At 53.0% G+C, this 16465-nt stretch carries 10 protein-coding genes, 1 tRNA gene and 1 pseudogene; 3 read left to right on the top strand and 9 right to left on the bottom strand.

The window, feature by feature from the left end:
- Positions 1–30: 30 nt before the first annotated feature.
- Entirely contained in the window at positions 31–636 is a 606-nt protein-coding gene (locus tag RHH27_RS09570; protein ID WP_206199947.1) for a hypothetical protein, read from the bottom strand.
- 194 nt (positions 637–830) lie between these two features.
- On the opposite strand from RHH27_RS09570, the gene RHH27_RS09575 reads away from it, so the two are divergent.
- Both RHH27_RS09575 and RHH27_RS09580 read left to right on the top strand, forming a co-directional pair.
- A tRNA-Met gene (locus RHH27_RS09575) sits at positions 831–904 on the top strand.
- A 69-nt stretch (positions 905–973) separates the two neighbouring features.
- The gene (locus tag RHH27_RS09580; RefSeq protein WP_302678155.1) at positions 974–1681 is read left to right on the top strand and encodes a molecular chaperone; all 708 of its coding nucleotides are present in this window, start codon (positions 974–976) and stop codon (positions 1679–1681) included.
- Here the strand turns inward: RHH27_RS09580 and RHH27_RS09585 are convergent.
- From RHH27_RS09585 to RHH27_RS09615, 7 genes and pseudogenes are all read right to left on the bottom strand, one after another.
- Positions 1678–4161 carry an O-antigen ligase gene (locus RHH27_RS09585; RefSeq protein ID WP_302678156.1) on the bottom strand — a complete coding sequence of 828 codons (2484 nt, stop codon included), beginning with the start codon at positions 4159–4161 and terminating at the stop codon, positions 1678–1680. The genes RHH27_RS09580 and RHH27_RS09585 overlap by 4 nt on opposite strands.
- Before the next feature lie 71 nt (positions 4162–4232).
- Entirely contained in the window at positions 4233–5465 is a 1233-nt protein-coding gene (locus RHH27_RS09590; RefSeq protein ID WP_302678157.1) for an LL-diaminopimelate aminotransferase, read from the bottom strand.
- A gap of 273 nt (positions 5466–5738) precedes the next feature.
- Positions 5739–6211 (bottom strand): annotated as a pseudogene (locus tag RHH27_RS09595) (AvaI/BsoBI family type II restriction endonuclease).
- The gene (locus tag RHH27_RS09600) at positions 6211–7638 is read right to left on the bottom strand and encodes a hypothetical protein (RefSeq protein ID WP_310742730.1); all 1428 of its coding nucleotides are present in this window, start codon (positions 7636–7638) and stop codon (positions 6211–6213) included. The pseudogene RHH27_RS09595 and the gene RHH27_RS09600 overlap by 1 nt, the downstream one beginning before the upstream one ends.
- 166 nt (positions 7639–7804) lie before the next feature.
- The gene (gene alaS, locus RHH27_RS09605; protein WP_302678160.1) at positions 7805–10480 is read right to left on the bottom strand and encodes an alanine--tRNA ligase; all 2676 of its coding nucleotides are present in this window, start codon (positions 10478–10480) and stop codon (positions 7805–7807) included.
- Positions 10481–10782: 302 nt separating this feature from the next.
- Positions 10783–11634 (bottom strand): prepilin peptidase, encoded by an 852-nt coding sequence (locus RHH27_RS09610; protein WP_399372818.1) that lies wholly within the window; start codon positions 11632–11634, stop codon positions 10783–10785.
- Entirely contained in the window at positions 11589–11816 is a 228-nt protein-coding gene (locus RHH27_RS09615) for a hypothetical protein (RefSeq protein WP_225901554.1), read from the bottom strand. Before RHH27_RS09615 ends, RHH27_RS09610 begins: the two co-directional genes overlap by 46 nt.
- Before the next feature lie 317 nt (positions 11817–12133).
- Here RHH27_RS09615 and RHH27_RS09620 point away from each other — a divergent pair, with 317 nt between their 5' ends.
- Complete coding sequence (locus tag RHH27_RS09620) at positions 12134–15874, top strand: PAS domain S-box protein (RefSeq protein ID WP_302678162.1); 3741 nt, start codon at positions 12134–12136, stop codon at positions 15872–15874.
- Here RHH27_RS09620 and RHH27_RS09625 read toward each other — a convergent pair.
- Complete coding sequence (locus RHH27_RS09625) at positions 15807–16388, bottom strand: hypothetical protein (RefSeq protein ID WP_302677770.1); 582 nt, start codon at positions 16386–16388, stop codon at positions 15807–15809. The two genes, RHH27_RS09620 and RHH27_RS09625, sit on opposite strands and share 68 nt — an antisense overlap.
- Positions 16389–16465: the final 77 nt, after the last annotated feature.

The following is a 16465-nucleotide window of genomic DNA, read 5'->3' on the forward strand; positions in this document are numbered from 1 at the left end:
ACACCAAAATTTTAGCGAAATCCTCTTGAGTTAGGCGGCTGCTTGTAGCAACTGAGGCGGCACTGGAATTCCCGCTGCGATCGCCTCCGCTGGCAGTGTGGGTACAAGGCGATAACAGTAGAGAAGAAATTGCTCTAACCATGTTTGTAGCAGGTCTTGCTGCTTCTCATTGAGGTAGCGATCGGGAGCAGGTACTTGCTCAGTGTAAAAGGTCTCAACCCGAATCGTGCGCAGCCAAGGATGAGTCGGGCGGGTAATCAACCAGTAGTTACGCACAAGGGCACAACCGAGGTGATTCTGCACGATCTGGCTTGCCTTCCTAAACCATGGCAGATAGTTTTGCAGCGTCTGTACCACTGGTGGCGTAAACAAGGGGCGTACTGCGGATGTCACACCAAGCAGGTTCAGGATTTCACCCTCTAGTGCCAAGAGGTAGGCCAAATTGATAGGGAGAGACGCCTTAGCCCGAGCGTAGGACACCAGTAGTGTTTCTAGGGTGGCACGGCTCGCTTCTGGGAGTCCTTCAATCAACAGGAGAAGCTGATTTTCAGTTCGCAGGGGACTGGCAGAGAGGGCTGAGCCTTGGCGCTGATAAATTTCCCTCAGAGTATCGAGGAGAAGAGGCGGTAGCAGCATTGCTCAAGGAGTTAGTCTAAAAAGACCTAGGTAATCTTAATACTTTCTTTATATCTGTTTGTCGGGATGATGGAAGTAAGGGTTGCTACAGTTGACCTAGGAAAAACTTAGGGTATTGATAGGATGTTATAAATCTTCTAGCGATCGCTTGCCAATCCTCTAGGGAATACGCTACCTTAGATAAGCTAGAGCAACGCGGGGTAGAGCAGTCTGGTAGCTCGTCGGGCTCATAACCCGAAGGTCCATGGTTCAAATCCATGCCCCGCCATTCATGATGTTCAATCGATTCTGGCGCTTCTTAGCTCCTTTAATTCCTCTCCCTAGCTTGATTCTTGGCATGTCCACAGCGCAGACGGCTCAATATCGCTTGAGTGCGCTGAAGATTGAACTGGCACCCCAAGAACCTTTTACGGTACTGGCGATCGCTAATACGGGCAATGTCCCCCTCGACTTTAAGGTGCGGGTGCAGCAGTGGCAACAGCGGGCAACGGGGGAAGATGAACTCCATCTCTTACCCGCAAATAGCCTAGAGCTAGTCGCCTTTCCCAACCTCCTGCATCTGCCCGTGGGCAGCCGGACTGAAATTCGCCTTGGCCATCGCTTGCCGGCTGCTGATGTCGAGCGGACATATCGGCTTTTAGTTGCAGAAATTCCTCCAGCCCCTCAAGGAATCGGCTCAGAAACGCGCCTCGTAACGGTGCATAGCCTACCCGTATTTATCAAACCAGCGGTTATTCGGCGGCAGGGGCAACTCCTCAATGCCCAAGTGCAGCAGGGAACCCTGCAAATGACTGTCAGTAATCGGGGCAATGTGCATATCGAGGCGGATCAAATCACAGTCAGAGGCTTGGCGGAGAATGGTCAACGGCTCTTTGAGCTGCGCCCGCAACGGGAATATGTTCTTGCAGGGGTGACGCGGCCCTTAATGCCCATGCCTTTGCCCCAAGACCAGTGTGCAGCCGTGCGAACCCTACAGATTGTCTTGGACATTGCTGCCCATCCCCCCACCACCCAAATTGAGCGACCCACGGGGGTTTGCCGTTAGAGCCTTTGGTTAAGAGCAGCAAAAAGCCGCTGGCGATCGCCCTCTAGAGCCTGATCTAGTTCTGGCAAAAAGGTGTTGTCTGGCCACAGCGGCGCGAATAAAGTCACCATTGGCAGACTGTCAATGGCAATGAAAAAGTCCGTAGGTTGGGGGCCATCAATGTGGCGACTATTGACGCCAAAACCGGCACGGGTATAGGTAATCGCCACGGCAGGCGCCGCCGAACGCAACCAATCAAGGGGTGTTGGCTGAACGGCCATGGAGCGCACCATCTGTTCCAGTTGCTCTGGACTTCCCGGCCAAATGGAGGCCAAGAGGTCACGGCGGTTGTTAGGGTCATCCCATGCCTTGAGGACGGTTTGCAGCGTTGCAGGAGCCTTCAATGTTGCCTCTTGGGGGTTGGCCAAGGGTTGCAGCCATGCAGCTAGGGGGTCGGTGTCCCGAGGGAGTTCCCCTTGCCACCAGCGGAGGAGGGTTGACACTTGACGCACATAGGCGCCTGAGGGGCGATCGCTGGCAATGTCCTGCTCAAGCTGACGATAACGCTCCGTGACCGCCGTCAGAACTGGTTGATAAAAGGGTGCGAGGGGAGCAACCCGCCAAGCCGGACTGGTGATGAAGATGGGATGGCGCAGCACCTCAAGGATCAGGGCTTGGGTGGCGAGTTGCGGTTGATTCTTACGAATGAGGGCTAAGCCGAGACCCAGAAAATTGCCCCGTTTAGCCGGTACAAGTTGAGCCGCTTTGGCAAATGTCTGTGCTGCTGCGCCAAAATTAGCATCTCGCCAGTAGAGCCATGCCAAGTTGCTGTAGCCAAACTCTAGGTAGGGGGACAGCTCAATTCCCTTCTCAAAGTTAACCATTGCTGTACGCAAGAGGTTGGTTCGTGCTTCGGGATTGTCTGCCATCATGCCCTGCTGGCCATAGTGCCACCCCCGTTGCAGCGGGTAGTAGGGTTCCCAAGGGGCGAGTTCCTGAGCATGGAAGAGCTTCTCAGTAAAGCGATTCCAGTCGGGAGGGGTTTCCAAGAGGGCTAGAAAACCTTCGCTGCTACTTGCCCAAGCACGGTGAATCGGTGTCAGCCAACCCACCATCACTAGGATGATTCCTAAACCCACGCCCACCAGCGAGAGTGCCCAGCGTACCCGCAACCGTTGAGGAGGAGTTTGCCCTTGGCCTGTGCGAATCAGGGTTGTTAAGAGGGTAAGTTCAATTAGGAAGAGGCCACCAATGCCAACATTGTCCAGTTGAAAATCCGTAAGACTGAGTACGCCGTAGCCCCAAAGCGCAAGGTAGACGGCGATCGCCAGCCGTTGTTCCCGTTGTGTTAAGTTCGGCCACCAGCAACGATAGCGCATTGCCCAATAGACCAGTAGCCCCACCCCCAAGAGCAATACGGCAATACCCCAAAGGCCAAGTTCGGCCCACAGTTGTACGGGGGTACTGTGGAGTTGATAGATCCACTCCGCTTCACGGCCCGCCCAGCCCGGCCGATAGTGCTGATACCACAGGGGCACACTACCTAAGCCATTGCCCCTCAGAGGATGGGCGGCCCCCATCCGCCAGCCAACAATACCGGTAATCCAGCGGTAGGCCAGTTCGCTCCCTTGTCCTCCCTGCCAGAGAGCCACTAAGCTGCGGCGCAGGCGATCGTTGGCCAAAGCGATCACCGCTAAGCCCACCAAAGCCAAAAATCCCCACCAAGAGCGACGCTGGCGGCGATAGTGCCAAACCCAACCCACGCCAAGGGGAATGACCATTGCCAGTAAGCCGAGGCCACCCCCCCGTGAAAATGTTGTATAGAGGGTAACTAGACCCAAAAGCAGCACCGCCATCCAAAACCGGCGCGATCCACTGGCTTCTGCTTCTATGGCCAACAGTCCTACCAAGGGTAATGCCAGCAGCAGGTAGCCCGCCACGTAGTTTTGGTGGCCAAAGGGTGCCCAGTTGCGGAGTTCCAAAGTGTCCACATTGAGGTGGGGCGTTAATCCTTGGGGAGTATCAAAAATTGCCGGGGCGATCGCTGTGCCCAGCCAAAGGCCTAAACTGACAAGAATCACGAGGGCAGTGAGATAGCCTTGAAAGCGCACAATTTGCCAGCGGCGTTCTGGGGTGCGCAACCAAGCCCCGAGGGGATAAAGAACAGCAATACCTCCCAACAGTGCCCAGCCATACCAGCGAGCCTGATGGGGAAAAGTACTCCACGTCCCTGAAATCGCCAATGCCAACAGGAGTAATAGCACTACGCCATCAAAGCCATTTCCCAAGGGCTGCACCCGCCGTTGATAGGCCAACACCTGCAAAAACCAAAGCAGAGGCACCCCCAGCGCGGCTTGCCAGAGTAAGACCCAAGGCCACGCCACCATGAGACTGTGACTATCGGGTAGAAGCGTAAAAAAGGTATAGCCAGCTGCTGTGAACAACCCCAGCAGAATGCCCTCCTGTTTCGCTGCCTGTTCGCCCCAATGTTTTGCCGTCATCGGTGATGCTAAAAGGGTTTAAAGCCGCTCCAACCGTTTTGATGAGCCTTGTCCTGATTCTAGGTGAATTCTTAGGCAAAGGCTGCCACCACCCGATCCATGGCTTCAACCACATTTTCCCGACTATTAAAGGCCGAAAGGCGCAGATAGCCCTCACCCGCTGCCCCAAAACCAGCACCGGGGGTACCCACTACATAGCAAGTGTGCAGCAATTTATCGAAAAAGTCCCAACTGCCAATCCCTTGGGGCGTCTTCAGCCAGACATAGGGAGCATTGACCCCACCATAGACTGCAAAGCCCGCTTGGGTGAGTTTTTCGCGAATGAGACGGGCATTGTCCATATAGAAGGCCACCAGTTCCCGTACTTGGGCTTGACCGGCTTCAGAGTAAACCGCCTCGGCGCCCCGCTGCACAATGTAGGACACACCATTAAACTTCGTGGATTGCCGCCGTTGCCACAGCGCCCAGAGTTCGACGGCCTCGCCACTGGGGGTTTGCCCCTTGAGACCCTTGGGTACTACGGTAAAGGCACAGCGAGTTCCCGTAAATCCGGCATTTTTCGAGAAGGAGCGGAATTCAATGGCACACTCGCGGGCACCGGGAATTTCATAGATGGAGTGGGGAATAGCGGGATCGGTAATAAAAGCTTCGTAGGCGGCATCAAAGAAGATAATTGCTTGGTGGGCACGGGCATAGTCCACCCACGCCTCTAAATGCTCCCGTGTGGCCACCGCACCGGTGGGATTGTTGGGGAAGCAGAGGTAGATTAAGTCCACAGGTTCACTGGGTAGCGTGGCGGTGAAGTGGTTTTCAGCGGTAATCGGCAAATAGACCAGTCCAGTGTACTCCCCGCGTTCATTGGCTTCCCCCGTGTGCCCTGCCATGACATTGGTATCCACATAGACGGGATAAACGGGGTCGGTAACGGCAATGCGGTTGCCGTCGCCAAAAATATCGAGGATATTCCCTGTGTCGCACTTGGAGCCGTCGGAAATAAAAATTTCACTGGCATCAATGTCGCAGCCGCGGGCTTGGAAGTCGTGGGCGGCAATTTTTTCCCGTAGCCAAGGATACCCCTGCTCAGGCCCATAGCCTTTGAAGGTGGCGCGATCGCCCATTTCTTCCACCGCTTGAATCATTGCTTGACGACAGGCTGCCGGCAGCGGTTCGGTGACATCCCCAATGCCGAGACGAATCAGGGGGGCATCGGGATGGGCTTGCAAGAATTGATTGACACGGCGGGCAATTTCCGGAAAGAGATACCCTGCCTTGAGTTTGAGGTAGTTTGCGTTAACAAAGGCCATAGATTAGACTGCAATCAGGGAGATTTGTTAAATTTTAACCTCAAACATTCTAAAGTGATTCTTTAGTTTGGGCAACTCAATATCTTTCAGGATGAGCACCCTAAAGAATACGGGATTATTCACGCTTTCCTCACTCATATTCGCCAGCGATTGCTCTATAAGCCTCTGGAACTGCACAGTAAAGCTCACGGCCTGAAAAGCAGTACTTGCAGCAAAAGTGAGTCCTCCATTGGGGCGATCGCTGGTTGGTATAACTAAATTGGGTCAGCACTTTTACAAATCACATAACCAGCGACAGATCGATGCAATTTGATTTGGATTGTTTAGGTTAGCAGCGTTGGCAAGTAATCCCTTTTCCAGTTGATCCCATATCTCGACCGCCATTTTCTTCTCAATCGCTGCACCTGTAAAGAAAACATGCGGGGAGTGTTTCGCTTTCGAAAACGCTTCACGGATACGGTCAAGAGCCGCTCGCGCAGTTTTCCAATGCTCAGATGAACCAGCGCCTTGTCAGATAATCCTGCTGCCCTGAGAAGACCTACTTCTATGCCTTTGATAGCCAGCAAATCAGCAGGGGTTTTAGCCCTTGATGCAGCTTCTTGCAATGCCCTTGCTTCGGCGACATAGGGTGTAGAGCGACGATTCTTTTCGAGTGCAAGGGCAACAAAACCCGCGCGTGTGGCTTCATGGCTCGTGACGAGATCAGCACTAGACTGAAGATGGTTTCGGTATGGGCGCAAAGACATTACAATTTTCTCCAGATGTAAATGCCCTTACGTAGGGCTTCGCGTCCGTACTCCCCCATCTGCTGACTACTATTGCCTTTGCCGTTTGGCAAAACGAGAATACGTTCAACATAAAAGCCTAATTTCTCTGCAATATCAGAGAGGATCATATCGACCGAAACGCTCGCTCCTGCATAACGGACATTATCGTTGACCATAAACAAGAGTGCGTTTGGTTTCAGCACACGCGCACATTCGGCGATAACACAAGCCATCTCATAAAAATAGCCCTTCATTATCCGAGGAATTCCGTTATTGTTCAGAGCCCGTTGCGCTTTTTGGTCTTCCAAGTACTTCAGAATGGCTTGTAATAGTTCCTCCTCATCAGCAGCAGCCAATGCTGTTGCCCATTGCGGGTTAATGCCCAACAAGTCTTTTGGGCGATTTTCCACTGTACAACTAAGCATCTCTTGGCGAAATCTCAGTAGTTTTTGTTCATCTGTGCCCAACAACGCGAGTTCCAGTGCATAGGTACGCGTATAGTCATAGCGGTTGCAGTAAGGCGGAGAGGTCAGAATTGCATCGTAGGTGCTGTCGGGTAATTGCGGCAATATTTGAAGACATGAACCCTCAAACAAACGGATTTGAGCCTGAAGTTTTTCCGCAGCAAACAAAGTTGTTTGATGATTGGGTGATACATCTTCTAAAATCTCGTTTATCTTTTCACAAATAGCCTGATCGAACTCTAGGATTTCGCCCTTGTCGAAAATTTTCTTACCCTGTGTGCGTCCAGAGCGGTAATCCCACCGAAGGTATTGACCATCCTTTCGAGTAAAACTGATGGATTCCAGTACACAAAGTAAAGCAAAGCGCAAGATGGATTGAACTCTACTATTCTCGACTTGGTACGCGCCTATATATTTTTCGATAGCTTTTTTTGTTTTTTCGGGATAAGCTCTCTGTGTGATTCGCAGCTCTGGCAAGGGAACGCTTATTTGCGACTCTTTCCAAACTCTCAACGTCGACCATTGGCACAATCTCTCGAAGTCTTCAGGGGTGAATTCGGCATCTAGAATTTGTTTGGCCGCAATGATTTCGCGACCAATGGGTAACAACTCGATCCCATCTGCATCTATACCCATTGCACTTGCAGCAAACAAAGCTGTCCCACTGCCTGCGAAAGGATCCAGAATTCTACCTGCGTTAATACCGTACTTATGAAATAAATGTTCGACTAAAGAGGCTGAAAACGCTTCTTTGAACTTGTACCAGCGATAAGAAGGTCTAGTTTTATTGCCTTGGAAACTCACCAAAAAACGCGAGAGTGTAGGGTCAATGTCGAATCTGTTTCTGAACCGATCGTGTAGCTGCTTATCAAGATGTCTAATAGTGCTGAGGAACTCAGGGGGTTGAGACAATACAGCAGTGGATGCCGTAGTATATTGCATTTCAATAGCTGAATACTAAACGTACCGATAGGTTGTGACCTCTCGCCTGCACGAGCAGACTGTTGCTCTCGGTTAAGTGTTTCTGTCTCCGGGGCAGCCAGTTGTGCTTCACGACTCTCACTCCAACTGAGCAAAGATCGACAAAGAAGATAGTGATGCCAATCGATCAACCCTCGAGTATTTCCTGTAGCCGCGATCGCGCCCTTTCAAAGGCCTCGGCCAATTTCTGAGGTTGAGATCCGCCGGCCTGAGCAAAGTTGGGACGCCCGCCGCCGCGGCCACCACAGACTTGGGCGAGTTCCGCCACCAGTTGACCGGCATGAACCCCCCGCTCTACAACATCCGGACTGGCGGCGACTAAAAGGTTCACTTTGTCAGCAGCCGGTTGAGTGGCCAACACCACAGCTCCACTGCCCAGTTTATTCAGGAGCCATTCAGCAGCGGTTTTTAGCCCTTGGGGATCTACCCCCGCCAGCGAGGCAATAAGCAGATGGGTAGCGCCGATGGCTTCAGCCTGCTCCAAGAGGGCTTGGGTTTTGGCAAGAGCTAGTTCGGCTTTGAGGTGTTCCAGTTCCTTTTGCTGGGCTTTGAGATCCGCTTGGAGTTGGCTAATGCGATCTAGAATCTCTTCCGGTTTGGCTTTGAAGCGATCGCACAACTCGCGGACAATGCTATCGCGCTGTTGCAAATAGTCACGCACCGCCGGTCCAGCAATGGCTTCAATGCGGCGAATCCCAGCCGCCACACCACTTTCGCTAATGATCTTAAAGAGGCCAATTTCAGCAGTGTTGTGGACATGGGTGCCACCACAGAGTTCCATAGAGACACCGGGAATATCGAGAACGCGCACCTGCTCACCGTATTTTTCACCAAACATGGCGATCGCCCCCTTGGCCTTGGCTTCATTGAGCGCCATGATACTCGTGTGGGTGGCATGGCTTTCACTAATCCACGTGTTGATTTGATCTTCAATCTGTTGCAGCTCTTCGCGAGTGAGGGCACGGGGGCAGTTAAAGTCAAACCGCAGCCGATCAAAAGCCACCAGTGATCCCGCCTGGGAAATGTTTTCGTCAATCCGCTTTTTCAAGGCCGCCTGCAAGAGATGCGTTGCGGTGTGGTGCGCCTGTACCCGCCGCCGACAACTGAGATCAATTTGGGCGCTCACGCGATCGCCAACGCTGAGGCTGCCCCGCTCCACTTTGCCGTAGTGAACAAACACTTCCTTTTGCTTTTGCACATCGTGGATTTGCACTAGCGCATCACTGGTGGCGAGATACCCGCGATCGCCAATTTGGCCACCGGATTCAGCATAGAAGGGAGTTTCTTCAAGGATCACCTGCACTTCAGTCCCTGCTGTTGCCGTTGTTACCGGATGACCCGCCACCAAAATCGCTGTTACGGTCGTGGTCAAACTAAACTCGTCATAGCCACGAAACTGCGTCGGATGCAGTTGATCCGCTAGGGAGTCAATCCCCTCCTGAACGGTAATATCAATGGTTTCGTGAGCGGCTTGGGAGCGTTGCCGCTGCTCGGCCATACAGGCTTCAAACTCAGCCACATCCACACCAATGCCTTGCTCAGCGGCAATCTCTTGGGTCAACTCCAAGGGGAAGCCATAGGTATCAAAAAGAACGAAAGCATCGCGCCCTGCCAATTGTGGTTTACTGCGTTTTTTGCCCTTAGTTGTCTTCAATGGAGCGAGCATCTCCGCTAAGAGCTTCTCACCCCGATCCAAGGTCTTAAGAAACTGTTCCTCCTCCCGCTGGAGTTCGCTGAGAATCACTGTCTGCCGCTCGCGCACATTGGGATAGACATTGGCAGCCAGATCAATCGCCACTTGAGCCAAGGCAGGGGTCACCAGTTCATTGATCCCCAACAGCCGACTATGGCGGACAATGCGCCGAATCAATCGCCGCAGGACATAGCCACGCCCCACATTACTGGCGGTGACGCCATCGGCAATGAGATGAACCACGGCACGGGTGTGATCGCCAATCACCTTGAGGGACGTTTTGGTGCTGGCATTGGCTTTGCGGTACTGAATCCCGGCGCGCTGCGCTGCCGCCTCAATCATCGGGAAAATTAAGTCTGTCTCGTAGTTGTTGGGCACCCCTTGCAGAACCTGCGCCATCCGCTCCAAGCCCATACCGGTATCAATGTTTTTCGCCTTGAGGGGGGTGCGGCGCCCTTGATCGTCTTGGTTCAACTCCATGAACACCAGGTTGTAGAGTTCGATGAAGCGGCGATCGTCATCGAGATCAACGTCAGCTAGCCCCTTTTCCGGATAGAAGTCGTAGTAAATCTCAGAACAAGGGCCACAGGGACCCGTTGGCCCCGCCGTCCAGAAGTTGCTCTCCTCTCCCATGCGCTGGATGCGCTCCTTGGGCAAGCCCACTTGGCGATGCCAAATGTCATAGGCCTCATCGTCATTTTCAAAGACGCTCACCAAGAGCCGTTCCGGGGGCAAACCATAAACCGTGGTCATCAATTCCCATGCCCAACCAATGGCCTCCGCCTTGAAGTAGTCGCCAAAGCTGAAGTTGCCCAACATTTCAAAGAACGTGTGGTGGCGAGCAGTGCGACCCACATTTTCAATGTCATTGGTGCGCAGACACTTTTGCGCAGTGGTGACGCGGCGTACCTTTGGCGTTTCTTGGCCGAGGAAAATGGGTTTGAAGGGGAGCATGCCGGCGATCGTCAGCAGCACCGTCGGATCCTCTGGAATCAGCGAGGCACTGGGCAAAATCGTGTGTCCCTTAGCGGCATAGAACTCAAGGAATTTTTGGCGAATTTGATCACCTGTGAGGGCAATTGTCGCCGACGCAGAGGGGGACGAGGTCATTGGAGCAAAGTCTCAACGGAGCGCAACAAACGGCAAGAACATTATTTCATCATACTGGATTGTACTCTGGGAATAAGGCACCCCATTGGCAGGATTTACGAGAATAGCCATGACTGAGCCAGCCACCCGCTCTGAAATGGGTCAACTCCTTGAGGAAGTGAGAGGAATGCGCGCTAATATGAGAAAGTTGCTGATCTGAGCGATCGCCAGCGGGTGGTGGATGCCCGCCTATGGGGTTTTATTGTCGCCCTTGTCAGGGGATTTTGGCTTATCTTGTCAAGTTGTCTTTTCTTTGATAGGAGTTAGCGCACAAACACGCCGGGCAAAAAGGTTTCGAGATAAAGATGAATCAATTGGCGGCCAAAGAGACCACTGACAATAGCCGCTACTGCCAAAAAAGGGCCAAAGGGAATCGGTTGCCGCCGCTGAATCCAACCGAGGGCAATCCCCAGTCCACCCATCAGGCCACCGAGGGCACAGGCCAAGAAAAAGGTAACGAGCAATCCCTGCCAACCTAGCCAAGCCCCGATCATCGCCGCCAGTTTGCTATCCCCTCCCCCCATGACCTCCTGACCAAGGGCGATCGCCCCCCCCCAGCGGATCAGATCAAAGAGCCAAATGCCAATCACTGCGGCAATGATGCCTTCCGTGAGTCCGCCTAGACCCGTCGTTAACCCTCTCAGGAGCAGGCCGACAATCAACCCCCATTTTGTCAGGGGATGGGGCAGCGTCATCGTGTCTAGATCAATCAAGGCCAAAGCCAAGAGCCACGCACTCAGCAGCCAGAGCACAAGGGTTTGCACTTGCCAGCCACTCACAGCCACAATCAGGACGTACAGCAGTGCCGTCAACAGCTCAATCGCAGGATACCGCCAAGAAATGGGTGCATGGCAGTAACGACATTGCCCCCGCAGGAATAGCCAGCCCAAAATTGGGATATTGTCCCAGGGCTTGAGTGTGGTCAAACAGATCGGGCAGCGAGACGGCGGATAAAGGAGCGATCGCCCACTCGGCACACGGTAGATCACAACATTGAGAAAGCTCCCCACCGCTGCCCCAAGGCCAAAGACAAGGCAGTAGCTAGCAAAGGTCAAAAAAGTTAGTGCAGTTATAGGCGTGTTACTTCCGGCAGATGATCGTAGGGAATAAAGCATTCTTGGGGCAGCAGCACTGGTTGGCTAGTAAACAGCACATAGCCCCGCAGGGTTTGCCGATTAACAGCGACACCCGCAGGCACCGTTTTTGCCCCATGAACCTGCTGGTAGAGATTATAGATGGATTGAGCAGCGGCTAATAGGGGGGTATCAACGGTTTCCATGGTCTGCAAAACTGGCATCTGCCCCACTCCTCGGCAAGCGAACAATTAGAAACGGTTATGTTTGGTTTTGAGCCAATCATCAGTTCTCGCCAAGCGCTCCGCCTATGCAAAAGCAGATCTGAAATCCTCTACCTGACTATCAATCATCTTGTCTTAGCAAAGCGATAGCATAGGGGTAGGATGGCGCTAAGACATCTTCCTCGTGAAATCACCTCAGGAGAGTATTCATGAAGGAATTGATTGTTTCACCATGCCCAGCCCCCTGGCGATCGCTAGCCTCGCCCTGTAGCTATTGACTGTGTTCCTTGTTTCCTCACAACTCCTTTGACCCAACCATGAACTCACAGCAGTTCTCCCTCGCCAATCATCTGCACCATTTACCTCATCCTGTCTTGGCAGGCGATCGCAAGGGCACCATTCTTTATGCCAACGCTGCGGCGCAACGGTTATTGAACCACGCTAGTACCGATTTAGCGGGCCTCTCCGTCATCGAGCTACTGTCCGCCAACTTTGACCTCTCCCTAGAGCGGTTCCAGCAAGTGCTCAACACCCAAACCCCGGCACAATGGGACTGCTATGATCCGCCCAAACAGCAGTGGTGGCAACTGGATTTAACCGCTGATGCTCACGGCTGGACCCTGACCCTAACGGAAATTACCGAACGCTATCGCCATTGGCTGCTCCAAGAAGCGCGGGTTAATGAACTGGAAAAATGGTGGCAGCGATTTCACACCCTGACGGAGATAGGTCAACAGCTCTTCTGGGAAATCCAAGGAGAGTGGTGTTATTGGTACGGTGACAGTCAAGGGGTGCTGGGGTACCCCCTAGAGCAATTGCCCAAAACCCTGCGAGCGTGGCAGCAACTCATCTACCCAGAGGATCAAGAGCGCTTTTGGCAAGCCATCCCTCAGCAAGGGGGAGCAACACCCTGCGATTTGGAATATCGCCTGCGCCATGCCAATGGTGCGTATGTGTGGGTGCGCGATCGCTGGGAATATCGGCAGGAACCACCAAACACCACAACCGTCATCGGCGTCATGGTCAATATCCATGACCAAAAGATACAGGAAATGCGCCTGCGGGAAAGCGAACAACGCTATCGCAACCTCGTAGATCACCTACCCGCCGTGGTGTATCGCTGTGCCATTGATGCTTCGTGGACGATGGAATACCTAAGTCCCAAGTTCACCGAGCTGACGGGGTATCTCCCGAGCGAACTGGTGCACAATCAGGTTCGTAGCTACGCTAGTATTACGCATCCAGAAGATAGCGATCGCGTTGATTGCACAATCCATGAGGCTCTTGCCAAGGGCTTCCCCTTTAGTGTCGGCTACCGCATTTTCTGTGCTGATGGGTCGGAGCGTTGGGTACATGAGTACGGTCAGGGAGTCTATGACGTAACCGGCAAAGCCTATGCAATTGAGGGCATCATTGTGGATGAAACAGAACGGATTCAGTCAGAGCAAGCCCTCAGAGAAAGTGAGTATCGCTGGCGTGCGGTCTTTGAAAATGCCCAAGTCGGGATTATTGTCACTAGCCCTGCTAACCACTACCGCCTTGTGTATTGCAATCCCTTTTTTTGCCAATTTGTCGGCTACACCGCTCCTGAACTGGCAAATCTCACCGCCCATGATCTGACCTTTGCTGAAGATTGGCCTGACGAGGCGGCTCTCATCCAAGAGTGTCAACTGGGACTGCGCAACACCTATCAAATTGTCAAGCGTTACCGCCACAAAAAGGGGCACACCGTCTGGGGAAATTTAACCCTCTCCTGTGTGCGCAATGCCAATGGTGAGCCTCACCTGCTGATTGCCCTGATTGATGACATTACTAGCCAACGCCAACTGCAACTCGCCCTCGATCGCGAGCGCAACCGCTATGAGCAGTTAGTGAACAATTGTCCCGTCATCATTTTGACTCTCAATCGCGACAAAACTCTCTTAACCAGTAATTGGGTTGGCTTGAAGACACTGGCAGCGGCTCAAGTGGTGCCCGGTATGCCATTTTCGGCACTGCTCCATCCCCAAGAATCAGTGACTCGGGTGGAAGCCCTGATTGACCGCGTTCTGGACAGAGAAACCATTAACGACGAAGAAATTCTGCTGCGTTGCCGCACCGATGCTCCCTGTGATATGCTCAGCCACCTTTTTCCCCTGCTGGATGAGGAGGAAGAAATTGTCGGCTGTGTGGTGGTCTGTACTGATATTAGCGATCGCAAACGTGCCCTTGCTGAACTGGATGAGCGCGAGGCTCAATATCGCAGTGTTTTCGAGTCTGTGGCCGATGGCCTAGTGATCTATGACACCGAAAACCTACAGATCGTTGAGGTCAATGATGCCATCTGCGACATCTATGGTTTCAGTCGTAGTGAATGCCTTGAACTCCAACCTGAGGATTTTCTGCACCCCGACTACCGCGATCAGTTTCAGGAATTCCTAGAGACGATTCGGCATCAGCCCACTTGGCACGGTGTCAGCAAGCATCGCTGTAGCGATGGCCAGGTTATTGATGTGGATATCTTTGCCACAAGGTTGCGCTACAAAGGCAAAAATCAAGTCCTCTGCGTCATCCGCGATATTACACAAATCAAGCGTTTTGAAGAAACTCAAGTGGCGATCGCCAAAGAACTCAGCCGACGGGAAGCACTCTTTCGCAATCTCATTAACGATTTAGATGTGGGAGTGATGCTGTTGTCTGCTGATCTCTACGCAAAAGTGATTAATCCTCGGGGCTGTGAGCTGCTGGGGGTCAAGGAAGCGGACATCATTGGTCAAAAACCAACAGAAATGGCTTGGGATGCCCTCAACGATGCCGGGGAACCAATGCCGCCAGCGGCTTTTCCGCTGATGATTGCCATTGCTCAAAAGCAACGGGTACAAGGGGTGATGGGCATTCTCAATCAACAAACCCAACAGCGGCTCTGGCTGCAAGTGACCGCTGATCCAGAAGTCACGGCAACGGGGAGCATTGAGCAGGTGATTCTCACCTTTAGCGATATTAGCGATCGCAAGCACTACGAGGCCTACCTTCAAGATCAAGCCGTTCGCCAGCGGGAACTCAACCAGCTCATTCAGGAGATTCGCGAAGCCCCTGATCTCAATCAGGCCTTTGCCAAGGCGGTACAGGAGGTGTGTCATATCCTGCGGGTCGATCGCGCCATTGTCGTCAAGTACGAGCCAGAACAGCACCACTGGATTCCCCTAGTGGAGTTTCTCAACAAACCCTATATAACCCCTAGCGTGGGGATAACGATTCCAGACGAGCATAATCCCATTGCCGCAACCCTCCGCCAAGGAAAAATTGCCGAGCTGCCTGCCCTAGAGAATCTGGATCCCACCGATGCAGTGAACCGTGCAATTGCTCAAGTGCTCGGTGGTGGCTGGCTCATTGCCCCAATTCGGATCAATCAGCAGATTTGGGGGGCTTTTTCCTTTCAGCGTTTTAATCATTCCAGCGGCTGGACAGATGAGGAACGCCAACTCATTCTCTCCTTCACCGATCAACTGGCAATTACCATTCAGCAAACAAACTTGTATGACTCACTGCAATTGGCCAATGCCGAACTCTCCCGCCTTGCGACCATTGATGGCCTCACCCAGATTGCCAATCGGCGCTATTTTGACCAGGATTTGCAGCAGCAGTGGCAGTTAGCCCAGCGAGAACAGACGAACATTTCCCTGATTCTTTGTGATGTCGATTTCTTCAAGAACTTCAACGACCACTACGGCCACCAAGCAGGGGATGACTGCCTGATCGCGATCGCGAAAATATTAACCCAAGCGGTGCGCCGTCCCACCGATTTAGCCGCACGCTACGGTGGTGAGGAATTTGCCTTGATTTTGCCCAATACCGATCTCGCTGGCAGTCTGTGCGTCGCCGAACGCATCCAACAGCTTCTCTATGCCTTGGAGATTCCCCATATGGCCTCCTCAGTGAGCGATCGCGTCACCTTGAGTATGGGCATTGTCAGCTTGCTGCCCCAAGTCGGCCAACCGGTGAATGAATTCATCACCCTTGCTGATCAGCAGCTCTATCTCGCCAAGCGGGGCGGGCGCGATCGCTATTGCTATGCTTAGACTCTTGCTTAGTGAGAACTCTTTCGTAGGCCTTCAGCAAATAGTGGGGCTTGAGGGCAGTCACTTGGTAGCCCACCAAAATCAGTAGCACAGCCACGAGGGCGATCGGTAGCCCCAAGGGCAGGAACAGTCTATGCTTTGGATCATGGCTAATCATGCGCCGCAACCGTTGGCCAAAAATTTTCAACTTGCCCCGCCAGCCCTGATGATCTTGCACCCGTGGTCTTTGGGAGGGCTTTCCTAACAAGCGCTGCTGCCAGTAGTCATCGTGGCCAATGAGCAAAAATCGCCAGTAGAAGTGCCAGAGGCCATTGGGGGGAGCATGACTCGCACGGGCTTGGGGTTGACGCCAAATACACTCCCCTTGTTGCAGCAGTGTGTGGGCATGAATGACGCAGTTACCGCGATAGAGGGACAATTCAGTGGGAATGGGGTGATCCGGCAAAAACTGACGGCGAAAAGCCACATTATTCAAAAAGTAGCCCGCCCGCCGGTTCCATTTGCCTTCCCCCACTGTATTGCGGAAAAATGTCAGTCAGTGCCATAGCTGTGCGGTAAACACCAGCCCCGCGAATCGCAGTTTCCCCAGCC

This window comes from Thermosynechococcus sp. PP555, assembly GCF_031583225.1.
Lineage (GTDB): Bacteria > Cyanobacteriota > Cyanobacteriia > Thermosynechococcales > Thermosynechococcaceae > Thermosynechococcus.